We start from the raw sequence: 26345 nt of genomic DNA on the forward strand, positions 1-26345 counted from the left end.
CTTCATTTTGCATGATGCAATATGCAGTTTGCAATAAATCGCGGGTGCTCCTATAATTTGTTGCGACGATGAATCCACATAAACCACCACGTAAGAAACAGCCAAAGCAACTGGCGTTAATTGATCAAAATGGCTGCACCGGCTGTGAGATGTGTATCGTTGTGTGCCCTGTTGACTGCATTGAAATCGTTCCGGGCCCGGAACATGCGGTGCTTCGTCCTCTTGTCGAAGTGGATTTGGATCGATGCATTGGTTGCACACTCTGCGCTCAGTACTGTCCATGGGAAACCATCTATATGACCGATCATGACCTCGCTTATCAGAAGGCACCTGATTTGACGCTTCGTTCGCTTTTTCTCAATGATCCTGAAAAGAGAATCGGCGATCCACCACCCCCAAGCCAGTAGCCAGTAGTGGCAGAGCATTTGCCATGGTTCTTGAATAAACTGTTTTCGTACAAAATCAGCAACAACACTGATTTACCTTCTGCGCGCAAATGCTCTGCTTCCATCTGGGGTGCCAGCAAAGCATTTTCACGCCGATAGTAATTCCGACTAAAGGTGAAAACTTTCCATTATCGAATATGTTTATGCACATCGGATGGAAAATGCTCTGCCACTACAAAAAAGGAAACAAGTAGACCTGTCAGAGCGATCGCACTGCTAAATAGATACGTGGCCGCGCCATATTCTTCCCATAGATAGCCGCTGACCATTACTCCAAGCACGGTGCCCAGTCCCCATCCCATGCTGCTGAATAAGGCTTGGCCGATGGAACGAAATCTCTCAGGAAAGATCGCATGAATCAATTTTAAGCTCGTGATGTGAAAGAGACCAAAACTGAACGCATGCATTCCTTGTGATAGCGTTAGCCATAAGTAGGACCTGGCTTCATAAATCCAAAACCAGCGCAACGCGGCAAGCAGCAAACAGATTCGAAACAGGTAGGGAAGGGAAAAGCGACTCAGAATGGAGGAAGCAAAAAAGAAGATTGCCAGCTCACTGGCTGCAGCCGCAGCCCACTGTATGCCGATGTTGGAATCCTGAAATCCAAGATCTGCAAGATGGATCGAAAAAAATCCATAATAAGCGCCCTGGCTGATATGCATCAGTAGAACACAGAGTAGAAAAATCCAGGTATTTTTCTGGAGTAGAATGCGTTTAATGCTTTCATGAGCAAAATCAATAGTGATTTTTCCCGCAGGCTGAAAAACCGATAGCACAGATAACAGAGCCAGGAAGAACGTGAGGCCGTAAAGCACCCATACCTGATCGAAACGTTCGATGAATTTTCCAAACACTGCGGCCAGCAATATGAAACTCAACGTGCCCCACAAACGCGTTCGTCCATAATCGAGATTTCCCTTTTCTTGCTCTTCTTGAACGGTTGCTTCTGTAAATGGGAGAACGGCCGCGTTAAAAACACTGAAGATAGAAATCAGGATCAGCAGCGCCGGATAAGATCGAAAATAAAGCATGAGCAGGAGTGGAAGAACCTGACCGGCGGAAGCAATTACGAGGATTTGCTTTCTTGCATGAAAGCGGTCTGCGAGATACCCATAGATGGGTGGCAAAAAAATTCTACCGAGGGAAGGAATCGAATAAATCGAAGCAATCTGAATGGGGGAGAGCTGCAAGTATTTCAAATAGAGAGTCCAGTAAGGGATGTAGATACCGAATGCGGCAAAATACAGAAAATAGAATAGCGCGCTGATCATGACGATTGCGCGAGCATCTTATCACGCCTTGATTGTGCTCAACCGCGACTATAGAATGATGCAGACTTTTACGACAATGACTCAGGCCCCCGCGGTTGATGAAGCTCTCGGAAGCAACCTTCTTGGAGCAATGGTCGGTGGTTGCCTGGAGTACGCGGCGATGGCTGTGGGTTACAAGGCCCTGACCCTTTCGATTCCGGTGATCTATCTGTTTGCTGTCGTCCTCTACGGCGTGATTGGCGAAAGACCTACAATAACGCAGTTACAGCTTTGCCGTGATCCGTGATGCGCAACGGTCGACCGAGAGGAGAAGAATTGTACTGGGAATCATCAATACCCATGCATTTGCAAAGGGTCGCGTAAAGATCCGGCACAGACACAGGATTCTCTTTCACTTCCATGCCATCTTTGTCTGTTGCCCCGATCACCTGACCACCTTTGATTCCCGCTCCAGCAAGAACCGCCGACCACGCTTGCGGCCAGTGATTCCGGCCTCCTTTTCCATTAATCTCCGGAGTTCGTCCAAACTCTCCCATCCAGACAACCAGAGTGGAATCCAGCAGCCCTGTCGCACGCAAGTCCTGGATCAGTGATGCGAATGCAGGATCGAGTTGTTGCGAGAGTTCTTTCGTGCGCGTGAAATTTTCCACGTGAGTATCCCACCCATCAAACTCTACTTCAACGAATCGAACGCCTTTTTCAATGAGACGTCTTGCTATTAAACATCCCGTTGCGAATTTGCCTGAGCCGTAGCGTTGTCGCGTGGAGTTTTTTTCATTTTGAACATCAAAAGCAGAGAGATCAGGAGAATGCATAAGGTCCACTGCGCGCTCATAAATGGTTGCCTTTTCAGCAAACTCTTTTTGGCCGCGCTCTGCGCTGAATTCACGATCCAGAGAGTTAACAAGTGACAATCGATCCCGAAATCTTTTTGATGTAACCGAATCCGCATACTTTAAGTTGTCGAGCGGACGCAGTGCATCCCGAACCACAAAGGGAGCAAAATCGACACCGAGCAAACCGGAGGAGATTCCCGGACCGTTGATTGTTATGTACGCCGGAAGCTGTTTCGATTTATCCATCAGCTCTTTTGCAACAATCGAGCCAAACGATGGATGTTGCGTCACACCTGACTGCACATAACCTGTATGCACAAAATATCGTGCGCGTTCATGACTTCCTTCACGGGAATTCATCGAACGGATGATGGCAAGATCCTTCATTTCACGCGCAAGAAGAGGAAGATGTTCGGAAATCTGAATCCCCGGAACAGCAGTTGGAATTGCGCGAAATTCACCGCCATTGGAACTACCCGGTTTCGGATCAAATGTATCCAGCTGGCTCGGCCCGCCCGCCATCCACAACAGAATGCATGCTTTCGGATGTTTCGCAGGCTGCGCAAATAATGACGTAAGTCCCAGCACCTGACCAAAAGTCAGAGCAGCGCCGGCCTGTGCGCCCCAGCGGAGTAAATCTCTCCTGGTGCATTTGCAAGTGTCATGGTTCATGCATCACTCCAGAACGCGGACGGGACGTCCACGCTACTTTGTTCAATGATTAAATAAGAATTCATTGCTGTTTAGCAGCGCCCAGAAAATATCTTCATACGCAGAAACGTTCCCGCCCTTTTCTTGAACATGCTTGAGAAGTGAACCTGTTTCCGCCTTCGTAGCGTGACGGCTTAAAACATGGATAAACAATTGATCAATCTTTTCCTCAGTATCGACATTACTGAGCCGCACGATTTTTTCGATTGTATTCGCATACATCGGTTGAACAGCTTCGTTTGTGATTCTGCCGTTCAACAGGAATAACGCCTGAGGAATCGTCCCTTCGAACTCGACACTCGATTTCGTATCATCGTTATCGAACAGAAAAACATGATGCAAGTAGATCATTTCCTTACGTTCTTCAAACTCCCGGTGCGATTTCATTCGCAGGGCCCTTTCGATGGAGGTGGCCGTTAAGAAGGAATTTACCAGCTGATTCGGGTTCAACATCTGAACTTTCCCCCGTTCGTAGTAGAGTGGCGGTTCCCGGGACGTCGATTTTGAAGTCAGCTGGTAGGTTTGACTGTTCGCGATTTGAAAAACGAGATGTTTCACATCAAACCCACGCTGTTTGAAATCAGCAGCAAGATCATTCAACAACTGTGGGTTCGAAGGAAGATTGGAACCGCCCATATCATCAACCGGATGCACGAAACCTTTTCCCATGATGAGTCCCCAGATACGATTTACAAATGCATGTGCGAAATATGGATTGGAAGGAGAAGTGATCCAGGCAGCGAGTTGTTTGCGCTGATCACTTGTGGCATGCGAGGGCTTTGGCTCCAGCAGGAATTTCGCATTGTACACGACGCTCTTGCCTTGAATCTCAGTCGTGATAGATCCGGTCGGTTCCTGCACCATGCGCAAAAGATCGCGAAATTCCTCCCGCATCTGCTTCACCATCTCGGGCCGGTTTTTCTTCGCAACATCAGCGGTTTTATGTTTCTCCATCATTTCTTGCCGTTTCTGTTTTAGCTGGCGGACCTGTCGTCTTTCCATGCGGCTCAGCTCATCTTTCTTTAAACCGGAATAAAAGGCAGCGAGCCCGTAGAAGTCTTCAAGCTTCCATTTTTCATGAGGATGATTATGACAACGAGCGCAGCCAAGCTGAATGCCGAGAAACAAACGAGACGTATCATCTGCAAGATCCGGGGCATCCAGTTTGTGCCTGGCATACCAGTTTAGCTCCGGTGAGTCGGCGAGTGTCCCGGACGCCACAATCATCTCCGTTGCGATCTTGTCCCATCCGGTGTTGCTCTCAATTTTCGATTGCAGCCATTCGCGAAACACGGATCGTTGTACGTACGGATCATTCTTGAATCCCAGAAAAAGTTCAGTCCAGAGAGAGGCAAAATATTCCGCAAATTCAGGACTGTCGACCAGTTGCCCCAAAAGTTTCTGTCTTTTGTCGGAATCCTTCGAGTTCAAAAAGGAAAGCGTTTGTTCACCGGTCGGTACACGTCCGGCGATGTCAAGATAGGCTCTTCGAAGAAATTCTTCATCGGAGCTGAGTGGAGCCGGCTGAACTTTTTTTTCAGACCAGAGTTTTGTGTAACTGGAGTCGATTCGATTCGATGCGACTTCATCCCTGCTTGGGGCTGAGCCGGTAGTTACGCTAATCAGAATAACCGCGAGCAGAAACGAAACTATGCCCTGTGTTACTCTCATGTTTTTATGAACCCACCCGGTACTGAAAGGTTACGTGTCCTTTAATTCAAATCCAGCAGCATTCGTGCGATATTAAAATAAATCAAGATCCCGCATACGTCCACCAAAGATGCGATCGCCGGCGCAGAACTTACGGCAGGGTCAAAGCCGACACGTTTGAGAAGCAAGGGCAGAATGGCGCCTAGTACTGTCCCAAGCATTACGACTCCAAGAAGAGTAAAACCGACAATCATCGATACCGCCAAACCAGTATCCCAGAAATAAGCTCTTACAAAACCGATTGCTCCCAGAAGCAAGCCCATTACGATTCCTGATAGACTCTCGCGCCATAACACCGACAGAATGTTGGAGAATTGAATGTCTCCTGTAGCGAGGGAGCGAGTGATAATTGTTGAAGATTGTGACCCTGAATTTCCACCGGAACTAACGATTAGAGGAATAAAAAATACAAGGCTGATGGCATGTTCCAGAGCCGATTCGTAATGACGCAACGCATACCCGGTCAAGAATTCGGCAATGAACAATAACACGAGCCAAACGGCACGTTTGCGTATGATTTCCCAAAAACTGGTTTGAAAATATGGATACTCGAAAGGTTCTACCGCTCCTAACCGTTGCACATCTTCTGTTTGTTCTTCTACAAGAACATCGATGATGTCATCCACAGTGACAACCCCGAGCATTCTTCCATCTTCGGTGACAACCGGAACGGAAAGTAGATCGTATCGCGACAACAGACGCGCGGCTTGTTCCTGATCTGCTTCTGGAAGAACTGTGATGACCTGAGGGTTCATAACCTCGGCCACGGACAGATTCTCATCTGCCAGAAGCAATTCACGAATCGATAAAACTCCTTTTAAGCGATTTCCTTCGAGAACATAGACATGATGATAACTTTCGCGCGTCGGAAGGCCCTTTTTCACTGCCGCGAGCGCTTCTCGAACGGTGGCTTTGGGTGAAACGGAGATGTACTCCGTGGTCATGATGCGGCCGGCAGTATTTTCAGGATACTGTAGTATCTGCAGCGCTTCTTGCTGGTTGGCCGGCGTGAGGCGTTGTAAGAGACTCTGCTGTAGGTCGTCAGGCAGTTTCGAAACGATATCGGCCTGTTCGTCCGGCTCCATTGCGTCGAGCAATGCTCCCGCCGTTGCCAGATCCATCAAGGGGATAACTTGCAGCCGCACCGGCTCGGACGTGTATTCAAAAAAGTCCGCTGCTTGCTCAATGGGAAAAACCGACAAGAACAGGGGAACTAACTCGACAGGTAGATGGTTAATGATCTCGCCGACATCCGCAGGATGTAAATCACTGAGTGCTTCCGGAATTTCCTGCGGATCTTCCTGCAACAATTCGATTACTTCCGGAAGAAGGAACCTCCAGGTTCCGAGCTCTGTCATCGTTTCCATACTTCACCTCGAAACAAGTGCCAAAGTAATGAGTGATGAGTAATGAGACCGTGCGTCCGAAGTCATTGCTCATTACTCATGACTCATTACTCAGTATTGAGGTTTCAGCTTATCATGGTTGTTCCTGCATCAAATCTGATTCATATTGAAGTGTCAGGAGGAGAAATGAAAAGTCATTCACCCAGATTTCTTGAAACTGTCAATGACGCAAAGAAGCGTGTCCGTCAAACGACGGTAGAAGACGTGAAACAGAAAATGGATCGTAGCGAAAAATTTTATCTAGTCGATGTGCGTGAAGATAACGAATGGAATCAGGATCATTTGCCTGGCGCGATTCATTTGGGAAAGGGAATCATCGAAAGAGATATAGAAACAAAAATACCCGATTCTACTGCTGAGATTGTTCTGTATTGCGGCGGCGGTTTTCGTTCTGCGCTGGCAGCCGACGCCCTGCAAAAAATGGGCTACACAAATGTGATATCGATGGATGGTGGTTACAGCGGCTGGCGCAACGCGGGCTATGGCTTAGCAAAAGGATGAGCGGTCAATTTCAGGAAGCTTCTTTCTTTGTTTTGCGCCAGACGACGGGCCCATGTTGTCGGCACTTCGGATAGATTTGCAAGAGGATGTATTTGCGCTTCGAAACCGGTCGCATGGTAGGCCTCTAGCAATATGCTTTCCAGCGCTTCGATAGAAAACGATACGATGCCGAGACGTTCCATTTCGGACCGATCTTTAGTGAATTCCAGACTGAATACAACTTCCAACCGCGCATCCGGAGCGCAGATTCGATGGATTTGACTCAGCGTTTTCTCCTTCCCCAGTACGGCTGCGAGAAGGGATCCCCAAGGGAAAAAAACAAAAACCTCCTTTGCAATTCCGCTTAACTCCTCCGGGAGATTCTCGATTGACGAGCGTAGATAGAGGGCGTTGCGTATACCGCCATTCTTCAGCTTGCGGTGAATCTTTTCGGAAATCTTTTGCAGCGTCCTAGTATTCGGTTCGAGTCCGATAAAGAATGTGGAGTGATCGCGAAGTGCAGAATGATAGACGAACAAACCATCACCGGCTCCGATATCGACGGCGATATTGGGACGGTAGGGATCGATCAGTTGATAAAAATCACTTTGATCCAGTCATCAAGTGGTTCTACCACGAATCATTTCGAGCATATAACCCTCCCACTCATAAATTAAGGTTCCGCGGGAAACAAGACAATGAATGTTGTTCCCTTCCCGAGTTCAGTAGTTACCTCAATGTGTCCGCCGCTCTGCTTGATAATTCCGTAGACTGTTGAGAGCCCCAAACCTGTTCCTTTACCCTCTTCCTTCGTTGTGAAAAATGGTTCAAAAATGTGGTTGAGTGTCTCCTGATCCATACCGATACCGGTGTCAGAAACCCTTATGGATGCGTACAATCCTGAGCCCGGTTCCACCGGTTGCCTGTGGTTTTCCTGGATATCCACATCCTGCGTCTCAATCAGTAATTTCCCCCCTTTTGGCATGGCATCCCTCGCATTTGCAACAAGATTGATGATAATCCTTTCAATCTCTCCAGGATCTACTTTCACTTTCCTCAAGTTCTCCTGCAACTGCATGGTCAAGTCGATGTCTTCTCTAATTAGATGGCGAAGAATTCCCTTCATTTCAGTTAGAACCTGATTCAGATTTACGATTCTAGGCTCAAGGTGTTGTTTGCGGCTGAAAGCCAGCAATTGACGTGTCAAAATGGCGCCTTTGTCCGAGGCTGCTCGAATTTCAGTGATGATTTTGTAGTTTGAGTCCTGGGGATCAGTTTTCATCTGCAATATTTCGCAATAGCTCGAAATCACCATCAAGATGTTGTTGAAATCGTGAGCCACACCACCGGCAAGCTGTCCTATCGCATCGAGTTTCTGAATCTGCCGAAGCTCTTTTTCGAGCCCAGCTTTTGCGGCTTCGGCGTTTTTCAGATCGATTGCTCTCCGGACCGCAGAAGCAAGTCGGCCCAGGCTTCCTTTTAAAACAAAGTCTTTGGCGCCCTGTTTCAACATGTCCACAGCCAATTCCTCTCCCAGCGAACCGGTTACGAGAATGAATGGAAGGTCAGGCGCCAGTTGCTGAATAATTCGGAGCACTGTAAGTCCATCGAGAGAAGGGAGACTGTAATCGGCAAGGGCTACATCGAAGGTTTGCTGCTGAAGGACTTGAATTAGCTCGGATTCCTTCTCGACTCTTGTGGTTTCAATTTGGAGGCCGTTAGACCGAAGTGTTGCATCAATAAGCTCAGCATCGGCGAGATTATCTTCGATGTGAAGGATTCGTAGAGACTTCTGGGAACCCGAGTTCATAGGCAACACTCCCGCTAGTGATAAAACGACTGGATTCCCATCTCTATATTAACTGGAAATTCGCAGAACACAAAATGTGGAGCGCTTCGTTAGATTTTGCACTGATGGGGCGAGATATCATCACGGAGGGAAAGGAAAACCGGGGCGCGGACAATGTGAGCTTTCGTCCATTCTTTAAACTTAACTTCCGCTACCAGTTTCGGTTTCAGCCAGTGGATTCGTTCCCGCGTGGAAGGAACGTGAATAAATGGGTTCTTAGACGAGGCGAGCTTTTGAAATTGTGCCATCAGCATTTTTACTCCCGCTTCATCGAAACCGGTCCCGGCGCGCCCGCAGTGGACAAGGTTCTTTCCATCATATTTTCCGATCAGGATCGAACCAAAATGGTAGGAGCGTCCACCCTCGACCCAACCTCCGATTACAAAACTATCGGTAAGCTGGAACTTTAGTTTTTGCCACAGCTCTGTCCGCTGTCCGGGATAGTAAAAACTGTTGCTTTTCTTTGCAACGACACCTTCGTATCCAAAAGCGCTTGCTTGCTGCAACACAAAATCACGCGACTCAAAAAAAGGCAGAACTTTCACGGCGTCACAGGGTTTTATCGCAGCATGAAGGAGTTTTTTTCGTTCCTGAAGTGGAATTTTTAGAAGTGATTTTCCATCCAAATCCAGTATGTCAAACGCGTAATACACAACCGGTATCTCTTCAACAGCGCGTCGAACGGCTCTCATATCGCGTAGATTCATGCGCTGCTGCAACAACTCGAAAGAGGGAAGGCCATTCCGGAGCGCAACGATTTCTCCATCCAGGATTATTGATTTTTTCCTGATGCAGCTCTTAAGCACTTCGAGCTCGGGATATTTGTCCGTTACATTTTGAAAATTTCGCGTGTACAGAACCAAATTTTTCTTGCCGATTTCAGCGATGGTCCTCTGGCCATCCAGTTTTATTTCAAAAATGAAATCTTTGCCGCCCGGAAGAATTTCCGTCGATTTGGACAGCATCGGGGCGATCATGGAAGTACGTTCAGGTTGTTTTTTGGGAAGTTTTTTTCCACCAGTAATACGCGGGGATTCCCAGCGCAAGAATGAACACTCCGATGAGCGATTGCACCGGTTTTTCCAGTAAAGTATTGGCGACCAACAGGAAGGACGAAAGAATAAAAATCACGGGAACGACGGGATATCCCCATGTTCGATAAGGTCTGTGAGCATCGGGACGCTTGCGCCGCAGAACGAAGACCGCGATGCCGGTCGCAAGATGAAAAACGATCACAACAAAAACGACAAAAGTGTACAGTTGCTCATAAGTTCCGGAGAATGTGAGCAGGCACGCCCAGATTCCCTGAGCGATAATGCTGGTTGAGGGCGTTCGGTAGCGAGGATGGATCCGCGCAAGGGCGGGAAAAAAGACGCCGTCCTGAGCCATCGGGAAATAAATGCGCGCGGCATACAAAATGGTTGAAGAGATGCAGCCAAAGGCGGAGATCAGCACTGCCGCGGTGATGATTCTACCCCCAATCGGTCCAAATAAAGCTGATGCTGCCGTTTCACCAACGCGCCCTGTTGCCGCCATTTCTTCAACCGAAAGTGCGCGCACATAAACAAAATTCATCAACGTGTAGAGGATCGTTACAGCAATCGTTCCGCCGATCAAACCGAGAGGTAGATCTCGTTCGGGACGCCGCATCTCGCCTGCGACATTCGTTGCCCCATACCAGCCGTCATAACTCCAAAGCACAGCGATCAAAGCGACACCAATTGCGCCTATAAGACTTCCGCCGGGAACTCCCGAGGTCAATGCCGGTTTGACTTTCGCCTCCACGAGCAATCCAAGAAATGCCAGACCCAGGATTGAGGCGATCTTGATCAAAGTAACGATATTCTGAACACCAGCTCCTTCTTTCAATCCAAGATAGTTGATGAAAGTCAAAAATAAAATCGCAATCGCGCCAGCAAGCTGTCCACCGTTTAGATTCCAGGTCGTAAATCCCAGAGGAAGGGAAAACAAAACATTGTCCGTGGAAAAGAATGGGATGAAAGCCCCGAAATATTGGCCAAACCCTACCGCCAGTGCCGCGATTCCACCGGTCATGATTACCCAGAAAGCGCCCCATCCGAACAGGAATCCCCAGAATATGCCGTATGCTTCCTTTAAATATTGATACTGTCCACCTGCGCGGGGGAACATTCCTCCAAGCTCAGCATACGTAAGAGCGCCGGCGAGTGTGAACACGCCGCCAAGGACCCAGACAAACAGGATCAGTCCCGGATGCGGCAGCACACGCGCAATGTCACCCGTGGTGATGAAGATGCCGGTGCCAAGCACCGAACCGATGGTGAGTAGTCCCGCGTCCCATGCTCCCAGCCCTCGAACAAGTTGTGGCTCCTTTTCTTCCATCTTTTTCGCTTAATGAGTCTATCACGGCTTCAACGGGGCGCCAGGCGTCCCGGAAGCAGCAATAAAAAAAGGCAGCGAAAACAGTGCTGCCTTACCTAGCGAAATGAACGGACAACAGGTGATTCCTAAAATAGTCGCAATAGCATTCCGAGCGCCACGTAAATACAAACGACGTAAACAATGTACAGAAATTTCCCCCGCATGGTTTCCCGCTCCAATAGTGCCATCATCGTCATAGTACGACCATACTACAATACTTGTAGTACGATGTCAATAGTTCTGAGTACCCCGGATTCCGCCGGTATGCCATTGGTGATAGACTTTCGGATGCGATGATTCAGCATCACGTTTACGAGGAAGTTCATTACTGGCAGGTGGCCCGTGCCTATGCAGGGAAGTACCTTTATGCCACCGGATTTTTTTACCTGGATTCCGCCTTGATTGACTGCGGACCCATCAACATGGCGCGGCCTCTGGACAAGCTGTTTTCCGGATTGAACGCGACAAAAATCATAGTGACGCATCATCATGAGGATCACACCGGCAATCTTCACGGGCTTTTGCAGAGAAGAGGGATACAGTGTTTTGCCCACGCGCGATCTGAATCCCTTTTGCGGCAGACCTGCATAGAGATCCCGTTTTGGAGGAGGTTGATCTGGGGACGTCCGGAGCCTGCATCCATAACTCCGATTGCTCAACAGGCCGAAATGTCGCGTTACAATTTTGAAGTTATCCTCACACCAGGCCATTCCGAGGATCACATCTGCTTGTTCGCGCGAGAAAAGGGTTGGTTGTTTACCGGCGATCTCTATCTCGCCAGCTATCTTCGGTATCTGCGTGATGACGAAAACATATACGAAATCATGAACTCGCTGCGAAAATTAATTGATCTGCATCCTTCCGTTGTTTTCTGCAATCACCGGGGCTTCATTGCAGAGGGAGAAAAACAACTCGCGAAAAAGCTCTCCTTTCTGGAGGAGCTTCGCGATCAAATCCTGCGCGCGAACGAGGAGGGTGTTCCTGTGGAAGATTTCTTAAGCAAAAAGTTCCGCCACGATCACTTCTTTCGCTGGGTCAGTCACGGTGAATTCAGCACAATCAATCTGATTCAAGCATTCCTGAAACAGAAGCCGAATGTGTCAATCTAGCGGCGTCTTCCGCCGTAAAGGAGAGTTCGAATATGATCGGCCCAGGCTTTTTCTACCTGTTCGCGGCTAACCTTTGGAGTGTAATAGAATCTGCCCTGGGCCTCTTTCGCTGTAAAGATACCGCGTTTGACCATACGATCAATCATGGTTTTCACGGTGGTGTACGCGTTGTTTTTTCCATGATTCATCAGATATAACTGCACATCACTCGCTGAAAGACTTTGCTTGCCGTTCTCCCAAAAGGGGCGGAAGATTGTGAGTTCAACATCGGTCAACAAAAGATTTGATTTGCGAGGTCTTCTTGGCATGATTCCTACTCCGTCTATGAATTCTACAAAAAACATACTACAGGGGTAGAAGAAAAGCAAGCGTACGTGGCAGAGCAATTGCCAGTAATCGCTGAGCAGACTTCTTGCGCACAGTGTTCTCAATAGCACGAACGGTATGACTGCGAGCAATTGCTCTGCTCGCGAAAAATACTAGCAGAGCATTTTTTACAACCAATGATGGTTTTGAGCGACGTCAAAGATCGTTGCGTTAAATGGCGGGTGCAATGTGTATCAAAAATGCTCTGCCACTACAAATTACGAAATGTTAGAATCAAAACATGAAACGTTTAACAGAAGCTGTGATGGACTGCATGGAAGATGCCGTTGTTGTGGAAGACAGCACCGGGCGGATCTGTTATTGGAATCAGGCGTCGGAGCGTGTTTTTGGATACAACAAGGAAGAAGCGTGTTTAAACTACATCGAAGTATTGCTTCCGGAGGAGGCCAAAGGGGACTTTGCAAAATGTCTGAAACAGGTTTTTACGGGAAGATCGCTTTTGGATGTTGAAACAACGCGACTCACAAAAGATGGAAGGTCGATCGAAGTAATCGAATCCTTTTTCCCGGTAAAGCGTGAGACGGAGCCGCTTGTCGCGGTGATTCATATCGTTCGCGATCCGGTTGATGTGCGTCGCAAAAAAGCCCTGGAGACTCTGTCGAACCAGCCCCAGATCGCGCTCACGCTGGCCCATGAATTAAGAAATCCTCTTGCAGCGCTGAATAACATCGCATACTTGCTCGAACACAGATTGGACGCAAAACATTTGCCGATGATGAAGAAACAGCTGGCTCTTTGTGATTCGATCATCACCAACCTGCTGGAATCCACAGTTACCGGCAAACCGCAAAAACAGCAAGTCCCATTGCAGGAACTTCTTGATCAGGTCCTTTCCCTCGCAAATATTCCCTCGCACGTTCAATTGGAATGTGGCAGCGCAGAATCGATCTTGTTGTGGATTGATCCGGCGCAAATTCGTCAAACCTTTCTGAATCTTGTCCACAATGCGGTTGAAGCAATCGGCGATAAACAGGGGACGCTGGATATACAGATCCAGGAAGAGCAACAGTCCGCGCGAATTCACTTCTCAGACTCAGGACCGGGAATGAGCGATGCTGTTTTCAAAAAACTCTTTCAGCCCCTGGTTACGACGAAGAAAAAGGGAATGGGACTTGGACTTCTTACGTGTAAACAACTGGTGGAAGCGAACGGCGGAGCCATCTATGTAGAGAATCGCCGCGGGCATGGTTGCACTTTCAGCCTTATCCTCCCCAAGTCTGCTGCGAAATAAACCTTCCGTCTCTGGATAACGTCTAAGGTTGAGGAAGGAGTACATTTCATGACATTTTGTTTGTTCATTTTGTTTCTTTTAATGTCCCCGCAATCCACTCTTCAGGATGTTCTGGATCTATATACTCAAGCGGCCGGAGGGAGAGAAGCGATTGAAAAAGTACGTACTGTTGAAATGCATCTTACTATTCAAGAGCCTGAGTTTACCGTGGATGGAATCTATAAAGCGGATCGCAATATGCGGATGCGGATTGACATCTATGCGGGCGGGAAACGCGTTTTTACTGAAGGTTTTGATGGGGAAAATGGATGGCAGATGGGAGAGGATGGAGTTGCGAAAGATGCAAGCGTGGATGGCAGCGCGGCGCTCCGCAACGGCATCTTTTTGCCGGGAAAGCTTTTTGGACTTCATGAGCTGACTGCGCTCGGTCACCGGATCGATCATGAAGGGCGCCAGGAGATTGATAAAACTTCCTACTATGTTTTGAAACTGACGCTCGATAGTGGAATGGAAACCTTCCTGTTTGTTCATCCGGAAACCGGGAGGATAGAGCGAACCCGCGATGTGAAAGCTTTGCATCCTGATATCGACTCCACAAAAAAGTTGACCGAGTCAGCAAATTCTGATTTTCGCAAGGTCAATGGTGTGCTGTTTTCCTTTAAAGGAGTCCGAAAGAACCTAAAAACAGGGGAGACCGTTCAAACGACTACCCTCAAGGAAGTCAAGGTGAATCCCGTTTTTGAAGACTCTGTTTTTCTAAAACCTACTTCCGAGCGGAAACAATGAAAGCACATCGTGGAATGTGTATCTCGGTACCAGCTCGAAATTCTTCCGCAGCGCTAACCAGCGCTTCTGTTGCTTCCTTTAATTTTCCTGCATCGAGTTTTAGCAGAAGAGAACCCCACAGTGCGGAGGCCTCCAGCAGATGTTCGACATACTGCCGGCCAGTCAGGAAAACTTCGTTTACCAATACTTCTTTTTCAGTGGGTTCCTGAAATCCTGTCTCTTCCAGCATTTGAGCTAAAGCACCGCTTCTCGCGAAACGGTAAGGGCCGGGTGTTTCTGTATTCCCTGGCGGCAGATCATAGTAGCGCTCCAGAATTGTTCGTGGAAGTGGATTCTTTTCCTGTCTTGCCCATACGGATGCCGAAAACCACGCTCCCGCTTTGAGGACGCGCAGGACTTCACGAAGAGTATTACACGGAGCACTCACAAACATCAGGCAAAAGCGGGCGGTTGCGGCGTCAAAATGATTTTCCGGAAATGGCAAAATATCTACGTCACATTTCTTAAATTGTATATTTGTGAGCCCAAGGAGTTTCGCGCGTCTCATTGCGACTTCCAACATTGGTTCGGAAATATCCAATCCGGTTACTGAACCCTGGATACCCACCTGTTGCGCTTCTTGAATTGACGGATAACCGGAGCCGCATCCAATGTCCAAAACTTGATGTCCCGCGCGCACACCGGCGGTCTTTATAAATATTTCGTTGAACGAACGGTAGGAGGGCTCTAACCAGTCCTCCCACTTCTCCCATGCGGCAGCCACGCGGTCGAAGTTTGGACTTCCGGCTTCTGATGGATTGTCAGGCATATTCTCTTGATAATACTCTAAAGGCTACTTGAAACCTGAAACTATTGTATAAAGAAAGGAGGAGAATTAGATATGGAAATGAAGCAATATCTCATAGATACATTCAAATACAACGATCGGGCAAACAGGCAAATCCTTCAGTCGATCGAGAAACTGCCTCAAAAAGACCAGGCCATCAAGTTCTTCAGTCACTTGATTAATTCACAGAAAAAGTGGCTGGCGAGAATTATTGAGTATCCGAATAATCCCAAAATGAGCTGGTGGGAACCGGCATATCCGTTAGAAAACCTGGAAGTGGAATGGAGCAACAGCTTGCAGGCGTGGCTTCGGTATCTGGAGGAAAAGAAAGAAGAAGATCTTAATCAGGATGTGATTTTCATTGGATATGACGGTGGAAAGTTTTCTGCAAAACTTCAAGACATTGCGCTGCAGTTGAATTACCACAACATACACCATCGGGCGCAGATTCAGTCGTTGATCAGGGAACAGGGTCTTGAACCGGAATTCGTGGATTACATCGGAACCGTTTACAGGAAGCTGTAGTGGCAGAGCATTTTCCAAACGGCGTGTATGCGTATCTCCGGGTAGCTAAACTCCAATCGTACTCGAAGCTGGTTCGGCGTGAAAATGCTCTGCTATCATTGGAGACAAAGCAGAGCATTTGTTTGCAGCAAGAATGTTTGTGCTATGGCAATCATTTGTGGGGTAACAAGCTCATTCAAACTCCATGGCAAATGCTCTGCCACTACCACCTCATATTAGCCCTTTGCCACAGTCCAACAACCGTTCGTCCCTGCCTGCTTGACTGCTGAATCCGATGCTCATTAGACTTTGCCGCCTGATCAAAAACTCATGTTTTTCTCAACGGAATTCAGAGGGGTGTATGAACCGACTCTATGCAGTGTTGATTTGTTGTCTTATTTCTATTCATAGTTTTGCAGAAGACAGAGAAAATACATGGAATTCTCCCGGCATTCCTCCCAAACCGGGCGAATTCTGGAAAGTTCCTGCTGGGGATCCTCCGAAATTGAGAGATGCTTCACCACTGCAAGCATCGCCTGAAATCCAGAACAAATCGGATTGGCGATTGGCGGAGTTGATCGATTTTGCTTTGAGCACAGCGTACAGAACCAGGATTTCCTGGAATGAAGCAAAGGCGGCACAAGCGGAATACAGGAGCTTAAAAGGAGAGTACTTTCCGGACGTGACCTTGGGGGCCGAACTGGGGCGGATCCGCGCGTCCGCAATCGGAGGGCAATTTACGTTCAAGCAGGATACTGTTGAACCGGCCGCTACGGTGCGATGGGTTCTTTTTGATTTCGGGCGAAAAGGCGCTGACGTCGATGAAGCGCGGAAACTGTTGCTTGCCGCGAATTTTACGCACAATGCCGAGGTGCAAAACCTGATTCTGGATGTGCAGCGCGCGTATTATGGATACATAGGTTCGAAAGCGCTTTTGCAGGCTCAGGAGTCCAGCGTGGATCGTGCAAAAGCAGATCTGGATGCGGCCAGACAACGACATGATGCGGGTCTTGCTACGATTGCCGATGTATTGCAGGCACAGACGCAGCTGGCTGAAGCGGATTTTGCGGCGGCAACCACCCGTGGACAGATTCAAATTCTGCGTGGGACACTTGCGATTGCGATCGGCATTCCACCACTAAATCCGCAACTGGAAGTTGTTGATGAGCTTCCGCAGGATCTGCCTCTGGACGAGGTGTCGAAGGAAGTTGTCGCAATGATTCAAGAGGGCATCAAAAGAAGACCGGAACTCGCCGCGCTCCGGGCTGAAGCGCTGGGAGCTGAAGCGCACGCGCGTTCTGTTCGAGCCGAACAGTTTCCGGTGATTGAAACGAATGCAAGTGTCCAGCGACTCTACTATCTGGAACCTTCGGGATCCAGCAACAATTACAGCGCCGCATTGACGATTTCTTTTCCCCTGTTTGATGGTTTTTCGCGAAGGAACGATTATTTACAAGCGAAGGCAGAAGCAGATGCTGCGAAAGCGCGAGTCGCCAGTTTTCAGCAAGAAGTGGGTTTACAAGTATGGACCAGTTTTTTTCAATTGAACACATCTGCCGAACGGATCAAGGCTACGCGAAAACTTCTGGAAAGCGCGCAGGAATCGTATGAGGTCGCATCAGGCCGTTACAAGGAAGGAGTCGGAAGCATTCTTGATGTGCTGGCAGCTCAAAATGCTTTGGAAAATGCAAGGTCGCAGGATGTCCGGACTCGCACGGAATGGCTGCTGGCTCTCTCGCAGCTCTATCATGATATGGGCGTATTGGGACAGGAAAATGAGTTTTCTATTCCTTCGAATGCCGCCAAGGGTAACCAGGAAGTGAAGCAATGAATTCAATCAAGTTTACGATCGTTTGCATAGTGATCAGCATGCTGCCGGCTTGCTCCAAAGAAGAGAAGCAGGCATCGATGAAGCCGCAGCAAATGACTGTTCCGGTTGTCGTAGAAAAAGTTGTCCAGAAAGATATGCCTGTTCAAATTCAAGCTGTGGGTGCTGTGGAAGCTCTGTCCAGTGTGAGGGTGAAACCTCAAGTGGACGGCTTACTTCTTACGGTTCATTTTAAAGAAGGGCAAAACGTCAAGAAAGGGGATCTACTTTTTACAATCGATCCACGTCCGTTTCAGGCGGAGCTCGCAAAAGCGCAGGCGAATCTCACAAAGAACTTGGCTCAGGCCAAAACTGCAAGAGAACTCGCCACCCGATATGAAAATCTCGTGAAGAAGGATTACGTAACGAAGGAGCAGTACGAGCAAGTGCGCACCAATGCGGAATCTCTGGAAGCTTCTGTGGAAGCAGACCGTGCTGCTGTCACAAATGCAAAACTGCAGTTGAATTATTGTTCAATCCGGTCCCCCATCTTTGGACGGACCGGAAATGTGCAAGTACACGCAGGAAATGTCGTGAAACAAAATGATACTGAAATGGTGCAGATCCATCAGACGGACCCTGTTAACGTTACTTTTTCCGTGCCGGAGGAACATCTTGCTGAAATTCGAAGCCACTACGCAAAAGGAAATTTGCAGATTGTGGTGACCGATAAGTCCGGAAGCAATCCCGTCGCCGGTTCGCTAACCTTTATTAACAATGAAGTAAATCAGGATACGGGAACAATCGTACTGAAAGGCACTTTCAACAACACTCAAAACGTTTTGTGGCCTGGCGAATTTGCGAACGTCTCTTTGACATTGACAACGCGGACGAATGCGATCGTGGTTCCCGCGCAGGCGGTCGAGACCGGCCAGGATGGGCAATACGTTTACGTGGTAAAAGGAGATATGACTGCAGAGGTGCGGCCGGTTACCGTTGGCGCAACGGTGGCGCAGGAAACGATTATTGAACAAGGAGTTCAACCTGGCGAAACTGTCGTGACGGACGGTCAGCTCAGACTACTACCGGGCGCAAAAGTTGAATTCAAATATCGGGAGGCGGCGTCATTATGAAATCCCGTAGGGGCAGGGCTTGTCCCTGCCCGTTCAGGGTGACCACAAGGGTCGCCCTTACGATCAAGGAGGCATCATTATGAGCATCTCAGAAGTATTCATTAAGCGTCCGATCATGACCACACTGGCTATGATTGCTATTTTGCTTTTTGGAGTCATGTCGTATCGCTTGCTTCCTGTAAGCGATCTGCCGAACGTGGACTTTCCGACCGTCCAGGTTTCAGCGGTTTTGCCGGGAGCAAGTCCGGAGACAATGGCATCCGCGGTTGCGACACCGCTGGAGCGGCAATTTTCGACGATCGCGGGTTTGGATTCCATGAATTCCAACAGCGCGCAAGGAGTCAGCACGATTACCCTGCAGTTCAATTTGAGCCGCGATATTGATGCTGCTTCCCAGGATGTTCAGACGGCGATTTCACGGTCTGTGAATCAGTTGCCCCCGGATATGCCGAGTCCGCCCACTTATCAGAAAGTGAATCCAGCCGATCAGCCGATTATGTACATCGCCCTTACATCGCCAACGCTTCCTATGTCCACGCTGGATGAATATGGACAGACGATCATGGCGCAACGGATCTCCACAGTCAGTGGAGTTGCCCAGGTTCAAGTCTATGGCGCGCAGAAATATGCGGTTCGCATTCAGGTTGATCCGAAAGCTCTCGTATCGCGCGGAATTGGGATCGATGAAGTTGCTTCCTCTATTCAAAGAGGCAATGTGAACATGCCAACCGGCATCCTCTACGGTCCACACAAAGCCTTCACTGTGGAAACTTCCGGACAACTGATGCAAGCCTCCGCTTACCGCCCGCTTGTTGTGACTTACAGAAACGGTTCGCCGGTTCGTCTGGATGACATTGCATTGATCAGTGACAGTGTTGAAAACAATAAAACCGCAGCATGGTTTGGGGACAGGAAACAACTCACTCGTTCCCTGGTGCTCGCGATTCAAAGACAGCCTGGTACGAATACCGTAGAAGTTGCGGGCAACGTCACGCGTTTGCTTCCGCTTTTCCAACAACAGATTCCTGCTTCGGCGCAATTGCACATTTTGTTCGACCGTTCGCAGTCCATTAAGGAATCGGTTGAAGATGTTCAATTCACACTTTACTTAACCCTCTGTCTGGTCATATTGGTCATTTTCCTTTTCCTGCGCAACCTCTCCGCAACCGTGATCCCCAGTCTTGCATTGCCGATGTCGATTATCGGTACCTTTTCGGTAATGTATTTGCTTGATTACAGTCTGGATAATCTTTCGTTGATGGCGCTAACCCTCTCGGTTGGTTTCGTTGTGGATGACGCTATTGTCATGCTGGAGAACATCGTTCGGCATATGGAGATGGGAAAGAGCAAATTGCAGGCTGCTTTGGAAGGATCTAAAGAAGTGGGTTTCACGATATTATCCATGACCCTTTCGCTTGCAGCAGTCTTCATCCCGATTTTGTTTATGGGTGGCATCCCGGGTCGACTCTTCAATGAATTTGCTGTGACAATCGGTGTTGCAATTCTGATCAGTGGATTTGTTTCATTAACCTTAACCCCGATGCTCTGCAGCCGGTTTCTCAAACATACTCCTGCCGATCAGCACGGACGCTTCTACCGGGCTTCAGAAAGAGTGTTCGATTACTCCGTGAATTGGTACGGGAAGACCTTGGGCTGGGTACTGAATCATGGCCTGACTGCCGTGGCAGTGTCTGTGCTGATGCTTATTGCAACCGTTTTCCTGTTTCGGATCATACCTGCCGGCTTCTTGCCAAGCTCCGATACGGGACAGATCTTCGGTTTCACAGAAGGAGCCCAGGGGATTTCCTTTCAATCGATGAAAGAACACCAGACAAAAGTCATGCAAACGATTCAGCAAAATCCGAATGTAGACCGTTTCTTTTCTACAATCGGTTCGCGTGGTTTTACAGGAAGCAATCAGGGTATTGTTTTCTTGCGTTTGAAACCGCGCGATGAACGGGAATCATCGGTCGATGAAGTGATTCAAGAATTGCGGCCGGAATTGGCAAAGATCCCCGGCATGATTGTCTTTTTGCAGAATCCACCGCCGATTCGTATCGGAGGTCAACTGAGCAAGAGTCTTTACCAGTTCACGCTCAAAAGTCCCGATTTCGGCGAGTTGTATGAACACGGGCCAAAGTTGGAAGCCAAGATTCGGCAAATTCCCGGACTGCAGGACGTCACCAGCGACCTGTTAATCAAGAATCCTCAAGTGAGTGTTGACATTGGCCGGGACAAGGCTTCGTCTCTTGGCGTAACCGCAGAGCAGGTGGAAGATGCTCTCTATTACGCATACGGCTCGCGCCAGATTTCTACAATATTCGCGCCAAACAACAGCTATCAGGTCATTCTGGAATTGGATCCGAAATATCAAAGAGATCCAGCAGCTTTGTCGATGCTCTACATCCGTTCCTCGCGAAATGAGCTGGTCCCGTTGGATGCACTGGCCAAACTCGAGCCAGGTTTGGGTCCGTTGTCTGTCAGTCACTCCGGACAACTTCCTGCGGTCACCATCTCCTTTAATTTGAAACCGGGCGTTGCGATTGGAGATGCCGTTGCTGAAATCAACAAGCTTGCGCGAAACATGCTTCCTGAAACAATTACCACCAGTTTTCAGGGTCAAGCTCAAGCATTCCAATCTTCTTTCGCGGGCCTCGGTCTATTGCTGATCATGGCGATTCTTGTGATCTACATGGTGTTGGGAATCTTGTACGAAAGTTTCATCCACCCCATCACGATCCTCACAGCGTTGCCTTCTGCTGGATTTGGCGCATTGTTCACGCTATTTATCTTTGGAAGTGAGTTAAGCCTTTACGCGTTCATAGGCATCATCATGCTGGTCGGAATTGTAAAGAAGAACGGGATCATGATGGTTGATTTCGCGCTGGAAGCTCAGAGAAACGAACACAAAGATGCGAAGAGCGCGATTCATGAAGCTTGCATGGTTCGCTTCCGACCGATCATGATGACAACCATGGCCGCATTGCTTGGCACTCTTCCCATTGCAATGGGGATCGGAGCGGGAGCAGAAGCTCGCCAACCACTTGGTTTGGCGGTTGTGGGTGGATTGCTGTTTTCACAAATTCTGACGCTTTACGTTACACCTGTGTTTTTTGTGTACCTGGATCACTTCCAGACATTCTTGAAGCGGAAAAAAGATCCAGCGCGGATTTTGATGGAAACTGCCGAGGCAAAGTAGTTCAGTCTTTCCTAGCAAAATGCCAGATTCTTACAGGATTCTTTTTCAATTTCCCGGAGAATTTCGTCCGGACTGATCGAAGTGCCGACGGCGACTGCTGCAACGATGGATAGAAAATTCTCGATTTCTCTATCCGTCATAAAGGTGAGAAATTGGAACTTCTGCTTGAGATCGTAGAGTAGATCAATTTGTTGATTCATTTTTTCTCTCCTATAAACAGAAAGTAGATCTTCTCTCGAGAAGCGATAACCGCATTTCCTGTAAAAGGGTTGTAGAAAAGAGAGGTGTTTGCTCTGTAGTAAAAAATGAAGTCCTGTCGCTCGTTTCACTACAAAAGGACGGAGGAAAAGCAATGGTAAAGATCACGTCGAGACTATTTTATGTAAAAGGTAATCACTTATGGAGGAACCAGATCATGCGAAACTTGCAGTGGATATTGATCTTTATTCTCGCGCTGGGGTTGTTCTTTGCGTGCACCACGGCGAAAAATACCGGCACAGCCATTAAGGAAGGAACAACCGAAGCTGCCGAAGAAGTCGGTGATAAGGCGGAAGATGTTGGCGAGGAAATTGAAGACGGAAGTATTACCTCCGCTATCAAGATGAAATTCGCAAACGATGAACAGGTGTCTGCATCTGCCATTGACGTAGATACGAGCCACGGTCACGTGACGTTAAATGGCGCTGTTTCCAGTCAGGCGGAGGCGGACCGTGCGGTTGAAATTGCGAAGACCGTGAGCGGTGTAAAGAGCGTGAAATCGAATCTGACGATCAAGCAGTAGTGGCAGGTTTTCCGCAACCATCAAGCTTTGAAGAAGGTCCAGCCGGGAAATGGTGATCCGGGAACCATCCGGAGAAATCCCAAAGGATTCGGTAAACAGATGTGAATCAAAACCTGTAATTGGTTTCCGTGTGTTCTTTGTGTCACGATTCGGAATGAACATCTGTTCGAAAATACCTGGAAGTCCTCCTTCATTTTGCGAAACAAATGCGATCGCATTCTTTTGAGGCATCCACCTCAGTCTTCCAGGCGTGATCGCGCTTGTCACAAGTTGACTTCCAGCCGCGCCGACAAAGGGAAATCTGGTCCCGTCGGATATTCGAACAACGCTGATTTTCGTGATGTTCAAATCTTCCGCGAAAGCAACATATTGAGCATCCCAGGAGACCTCAGGAAGCGCGCTATTTCCTGTCCATAACCTCGTGGACCCTGAGCCGTCTGATCGAATCTTCCAGATACCGCTCTTTGCTGGATTACTGCTTGCGTACACAATCCACTCGCCGTCCGGCGTGGAAGTCGGATTTTGCGCGTCAATTCCATCGGATGTTAGTTGCCGGATTCCGGCCCCATCCGCATCTCCGGTCCAGATTTCAAAATGACCGCTTCGTGAAGAACTCCAGATAATCTTTTTCCCATCGCGCGTAAAAGCTGGATCCCAATCGACCGCAGGATGATCTGTCACTCTTTTGAGTGCCCCCGTTGATGTATGAATTTTCCAGAGATCAAGATTTCCACTTCTGCTGGAGGAGAAGATCACCCATTCACCATCCGGCGAATAAGCGGGCTGTCTATCTATGCTATTCCCGTGCGTGAGCCAACGGGGCGATTCTTCCTTCGAATCCAGCGGCACTTCCCATAAACTCTGACGCGCAGCGCTGGCAGTAAAAACGATTCCGTTCGTTCCAATCCGGTCCAAACTCTGTCCCCAATTGGGAACGGAAAATAATGCATCCGCTTGATCTGAGTGAATGTTGTGGCGCAACAGGATTCCCGGAGATGCGATAACACCGGGAGTAACGCTGTCTGATTTCAGATAGACCAGATGATCGGAATCAGTCCATGCAGCCGTGGAAATACTTCCTTCCGGCGCGGGAAGCTTCAACCACCTCTGTTTTGAAGTTGCGACGTCGATCATCAAAATGGAGCCGGGTGAATCGCCATTAACGACAGCTATGTTTCCTCCATCGGGAGACCATCGCGGTTGAAACATGCGATTTTCGATGCGCGCGATTTGCTGAGTCTTGCCTCCTTGAATTTCTGCGATGCCAATTGAGGAAAAATATTGCTGGTTCTTGCTGATCTGGCGCACGAAAACGATTCGTTTTCCATCGGGCGCCCAATCCGCATCATAAACATCGGGCAAAACTTTTAATGGTTCGCCACCGAGAAACGAAACCCTTATACAGCGAACGCATCTCATTTTCCTGTCGCACAAAAAGGATGGAAGCGCCATCTGGAGAAAAGCGCGGAAATTGATCTCTGCCGGAGGTCAAGGGAACTGTGTGGAACTCAGCAAACTGGTTTTTGATACGGATCCATGCGGCCGCATCAGCTTGGCAAGCCCGAAATCCAGAATCTTCAGCCTGCCATCTTTTGTAATGAAAATATTTTCTGGCTTCAAATCGCGATGAACGATTCCTTTCTCATGAGCAGCAGCCAATCCCTGCGTGATCTGAACCGAGTATTCCAGCGCTTTCTTTACCGAAAGTGGCGAATTTCTCAAACGGTCCCGAAGAGTTTCTCCTTCAAGCAGTTCATTCACAAGATACGGACAACCATCATTCGTGCCCACATCGTGAAGTACTACAATATTAGGATGATTGAGCGCTCCTGCTGCTCGCGCTTCCTGTTCAAATCTTCGCTGGTGCACTTTGTCTTCTACAAAGGAAGGAGAGAGTAACTTAACGGCGACGTCACGGCCAATTCTGGGATCGTGAGTGCGGTAGACTTCGCCCATTCCACCTGTTCCGATTGTTTCCAGAATTACGTATGGACCGAGCTGCGAACCTGAAGATAAACCCATTGATTTTCTTGATTATATTACTTCCGGAAAACTCTTCTAAGCGCTGTGCGAGCTGCCAGGTAGCCGCACATTCCATGAACGCCTCCACCGGGGGGTGTAGAAGAAGAGCAAATAAAGATTTTGGAATTTGGAGTCGCGTAGGGATTCCATCGTAGTGTTGGCCTTGCTAGAAATTGCCGGAGACTGTTTGCACCACCGGCAATGTCTCCACCGACAAGATTCGCGTTGTGCGCTTCGAGCTGCGCTGTAGACATCGTATGGCGATTGAGAATCACATCCCGAAAACCAGGCGCAAATCTTTCGATCTGCCGCTCTATCTTTTCTGCCATGTCGAAATTCGATCCATTCGGAACATGGCAGTATCCCCATGCTGTGTGTTTGCCGGCGGGAGCCCTGCTGCTGTCGAACAAACTTTGTTGTGCGACTAAAACAAAGGGATGCTCCGGATGTTTGTTTTGCCATACTTCCGCTTCTGCCTGCGCAATCTCTTCCAAAGTCCCGCCCACATGAACAGTAGCAGCTTGCAGGCAATCCGGATTTTTCCAGGGAATGGGAGCGCTCAGCGCCCAATCCATTTTGAAAACTCCAGGGCCGTATTTGAATACCGATAATTTGTGGCGATAACGAGAGGGGAGAGCGTTCTCAGTAATGCTCAGAAGTTGCCTCGGTGTCACATCAAATATGTAGCAGCGGGCTTGAGGTAGATCTCGCAGGGAGTTCACTTTGTGCCCGGTCTTGATTTCACTCCCTGATTTCCACAAACAGGCCGCAAGCGCGTCTGCAATTTTCTGCGAACCGCCGGCAGGTAAAGGCCAACCGACAGCATGGCCTGCAATTGCCAGAGCCAGACCAAAGGAAGCGCTTCCTTTTGCTTCCAGCTGCAAAGATGAATGTCCGGCACATCCGGCAAAAAGCGCGCGCGCATGCTGATTCGAAAAATTGTGATGGACGAGATCCACACAGGATCGCAGCGCAAGTTGTCCGAACTTCGCCATCAAAAATGGTCTTTGTGGAATTCTGATCGGCCGCAGAATCTCAGAAAAAAGCGCAAAAGGGGATCGAGTGAATGGAGCGAACAGGTCATGCCACCTGTTCGCATCATTTCCCAAATTCTCGATTGTCCGGTTGATGTCTTTGTACAAAATCGCCGCAGAACCATCCGGCAGCGGATGAGCGACTGCTGCAGGAGAAAAAATCCACTGAAGCCCGAATTGTTTTAATTGCAGTTTTTGAAAAAAGGGAGAAAGGATTGCCATCGGATGAATTGCGGAGCATACATCATGCAAATAGCCGGGAAGCGTTAACTCTTCCGCTCTTACGCCTCCCCCAATTCTGTCATTCGCTTCGAGCACGCATACCGTTAATCCTGCCTGAGCCACTTCAATGGCTGCGCTCAATCCATTAGGGCCCGATCCAATAACGACAACGTCGTAGCTCATCTAGCTTAAAAT

The 26345-nt window shown here is 48.6% G+C and carries 25 protein-coding genes; 11 read left to right on the top strand and 14 right to left on the bottom strand.

The annotated features are described in order from the left end of the window. Positions 1-68: 68 nt before the first annotated feature. A complete protein-coding gene (locus L0156_30680; GenBank protein MCI0607366.1) occupies positions 69-407 on the top strand; it encodes a 4Fe-4S binding protein in 339 nt (112 codons plus the stop codon). Positions 408-574: 167 nt separating this feature from the next. Here the strand turns inward: L0156_30680 and L0156_30685 are convergent, their stop codons facing one another. Next, entirely contained in the window at positions 575-1717 is a 1143-nt protein-coding gene (locus L0156_30685; GenBank protein ID MCI0607367.1) for an MFS transporter, read from the bottom strand. Here L0156_30685 and L0156_30690 point away from each other — a divergent pair. Continuing rightward, positions 1716-2003, top strand: coding sequence for a hypothetical protein (locus tag L0156_30690; protein ID MCI0607368.1), 288 nt, complete (start codon positions 1716-1718; stop codon positions 2001-2003). The two genes, L0156_30685 and L0156_30690, sit on opposite strands and share 2 nt — an antisense overlap. Here L0156_30690 and L0156_30695 read toward each other — a convergent pair. From L0156_30695 to mgtE, 3 genes are read right to left on the bottom strand one after another with little or no spacing between them, the layout of a single operon-like run. Further along, on the bottom strand, positions 1966-3225 hold the full coding sequence (locus L0156_30695) for a DUF1501 domain-containing protein (GenBank protein MCI0607369.1): 1260 nt from the start codon (positions 3223-3225) through the stop codon (positions 1966-1968). The genes L0156_30690 and L0156_30695 overlap by 38 nt on opposite strands. A 42-nt stretch (positions 3226-3267) precedes the next feature. Next, positions 3268-4935 carry a DUF1549 and DUF1553 domain-containing protein gene (locus L0156_30700; GenBank protein MCI0607370.1) on the bottom strand — a complete coding sequence of 556 codons (1668 nt, stop codon included), beginning with the start codon at positions 4933-4935 and terminating at the stop codon, positions 3268-3270. A gap of 41 nt (positions 4936-4976) precedes the next feature. Beyond that, positions 4977-6341, bottom strand: a complete 1365-nt coding sequence (mgtE, locus tag L0156_30705; GenBank protein MCI0607371.1) for a magnesium transporter — start codon at positions 6339-6341, stop codon at positions 4977-4979. A gap of 165 nt (positions 6342-6506) precedes the next feature. Between mgtE and L0156_30710 the strand changes: the two genes are divergently transcribed. After that, positions 6507-6881 carry a sulfurtransferase gene (locus L0156_30710; protein MCI0607372.1) on the top strand — a complete coding sequence of 125 codons (375 nt, stop codon included), beginning with the start codon at positions 6507-6509 and terminating at the stop codon, positions 6879-6881. Here the strand turns inward: L0156_30710 and L0156_30715 are convergent. The 4 genes from L0156_30715 to L0156_30730 all read right to left on the bottom strand — a co-directional run bounded on the left by L0156_30715 (position 6860) and on the right by L0156_30730 (position 11070). After that, positions 6860-7399 (bottom strand): hypothetical protein, encoded by a 540-nt coding sequence (locus L0156_30715; protein MCI0607373.1) that lies wholly within the window; start codon positions 7397-7399, stop codon positions 6860-6862. The two genes, L0156_30710 and L0156_30715, sit on opposite strands and share 22 nt — an antisense overlap. A 134-nt stretch (positions 7400-7533) precedes the next feature. After that, positions 7534-8670 (bottom strand): ATP-binding protein, encoded by a 1137-nt coding sequence (locus L0156_30720; protein ID MCI0607374.1) that lies wholly within the window; start codon positions 8668-8670, stop codon positions 7534-7536. Positions 8671-8759: 89 nt separating this feature from the next. Then, positions 8760-9674 carry a non-homologous end-joining DNA ligase gene (gene ligD / locus L0156_30725; protein MCI0607375.1) on the bottom strand — a complete coding sequence of 305 codons (915 nt, stop codon included), beginning with the start codon at positions 9672-9674 and terminating at the stop codon, positions 8760-8762. Positions 9675-9696: 22 nt separating this feature from the next. After that, a complete protein-coding gene (locus tag L0156_30730; GenBank protein ID MCI0607376.1) occupies positions 9697-11070 on the bottom strand; it encodes an amino acid permease in 1374 nt (457 codons plus the stop codon). Positions 11071-11402: 332 nt separating this feature from the next. On the opposite strand from L0156_30730, the gene L0156_30735 reads away from it, so the two are divergent. After that, positions 11403-12218, top strand: a complete 816-nt coding sequence (locus L0156_30735) for an MBL fold metallo-hydrolase (GenBank protein ID MCI0607377.1) — start codon at positions 11403-11405, stop codon at positions 12216-12218. Here L0156_30735 and L0156_30740 read toward each other — a convergent pair. After that, positions 12215-12526 carry a BlaI/MecI/CopY family transcriptional regulator gene (locus L0156_30740; GenBank protein ID MCI0607378.1) on the bottom strand — a complete coding sequence of 104 codons (312 nt, stop codon included), beginning with the start codon at positions 12524-12526 and terminating at the stop codon, positions 12215-12217. The genes L0156_30735 and L0156_30740 overlap by 4 nt on opposite strands. 299 nt (positions 12527-12825) lie before the next feature. Here L0156_30740 and L0156_30745 point away from each other — a divergent pair, with 299 nt between their 5' ends. After that, complete coding sequence (locus L0156_30745; protein ID MCI0607379.1) at positions 12826-13836, top strand: ATP-binding protein; 1011 nt, start codon at positions 12826-12828, stop codon at positions 13834-13836. Positions 13837-13884: 48 nt separating this feature from the next. Further along, positions 13885-14622 (top strand): hypothetical protein, encoded by a 738-nt coding sequence (locus tag L0156_30750; GenBank protein ID MCI0607380.1) that lies wholly within the window; start codon positions 13885-13887, stop codon positions 14620-14622. On the opposite strand, the gene L0156_30755 is transcribed toward L0156_30750, so the two are convergent. Continuing rightward, positions 14600-15430: a methyltransferase domain-containing protein gene (locus L0156_30755; protein ID MCI0607381.1), complete on the bottom strand. Its 831-nt coding sequence runs from the start codon at positions 15428-15430 to the stop codon at positions 14600-14602. The two genes, L0156_30750 and L0156_30755, sit on opposite strands and share 23 nt — an antisense overlap. Positions 15431-15502: 72 nt before the next feature. On the opposite strand from L0156_30755, the gene L0156_30760 reads away from it, so the two are divergent. From L0156_30760 to L0156_30775, 4 genes are all read left to right on the top strand, one after another. Beyond that, complete coding sequence (locus L0156_30760) at positions 15503-15973, top strand: DinB family protein (protein MCI0607382.1); 471 nt, start codon at positions 15503-15505, stop codon at positions 15971-15973. A gap of 340 nt (positions 15974-16313) precedes the next feature. Beyond that, a complete protein-coding gene (locus tag L0156_30765) occupies positions 16314-17783 on the top strand; it encodes a TolC family protein (GenBank protein MCI0607383.1) in 1470 nt (489 codons plus the stop codon). Beyond that, positions 17780-18892, top strand: a complete 1113-nt coding sequence (locus L0156_30770; protein ID MCI0607384.1) for an efflux RND transporter periplasmic adaptor subunit — start codon at positions 17780-17782, stop codon at positions 18890-18892. The genes L0156_30765 and L0156_30770 overlap by 4 nt, the downstream gene beginning before the upstream one ends. Positions 18893-18971: 79 nt before the next feature. Continuing rightward, positions 18972-22091, top strand: coding sequence for an efflux RND transporter permease subunit (locus L0156_30775; GenBank protein ID MCI0607385.1), 3120 nt, complete (start codon positions 18972-18974; stop codon positions 22089-22091). Between the two features lie 11 nt (positions 22092-22102). On the opposite strand, the gene L0156_30780 is transcribed toward L0156_30775, so the two are convergent. After that, on the bottom strand, positions 22103-22291 hold the full coding sequence (locus tag L0156_30780) for a hypothetical protein (GenBank protein MCI0607386.1): 189 nt from the start codon (positions 22289-22291) through the stop codon (positions 22103-22105). 152 nt (positions 22292-22443) lie between these two features. On the opposite strand from L0156_30780, the gene L0156_30785 reads away from it, so the two are divergent. Further along, positions 22444-22872 (top strand): BON domain-containing protein, encoded by a 429-nt coding sequence (locus L0156_30785; GenBank protein MCI0607387.1) that lies wholly within the window; start codon positions 22444-22446, stop codon positions 22870-22872. Here the strand turns inward: L0156_30785 and L0156_30790 are convergent. The 3 genes from L0156_30790 to L0156_30800 all read right to left on the bottom strand — a co-directional run bounded on the left by L0156_30790 (position 22765) and on the right by L0156_30800 (position 26333). Further along, positions 22765-24291, bottom strand: coding sequence for a hypothetical protein (locus L0156_30790; protein ID MCI0607388.1), 1527 nt, complete (start codon positions 24289-24291; stop codon positions 22765-22767). The genes L0156_30785 and L0156_30790 overlap by 108 nt on opposite strands. 69 nt (positions 24292-24360) lie before the next feature. Next, positions 24361-24894, bottom strand: a complete 534-nt coding sequence (locus L0156_30795) for a serine/threonine protein kinase (protein ID MCI0607389.1) — start codon at positions 24892-24894, stop codon at positions 24361-24363. 17 nt (positions 24895-24911) lie between these two features. Then, positions 24912-26333, bottom strand: coding sequence for an NAD(P)/FAD-dependent oxidoreductase (locus tag L0156_30800; protein MCI0607390.1), 1422 nt, complete (start codon positions 26331-26333; stop codon positions 24912-24914). Positions 26334-26345 lie beyond the last annotated feature (12 nt).

It is taken from the genome of bacterium (assembly GCA_022616075.1).
GTDB lineage: Bacteria > Acidobacteriota > HRBIN11 > JAKEFK01 > JAKEFK01 > JAKEFK01.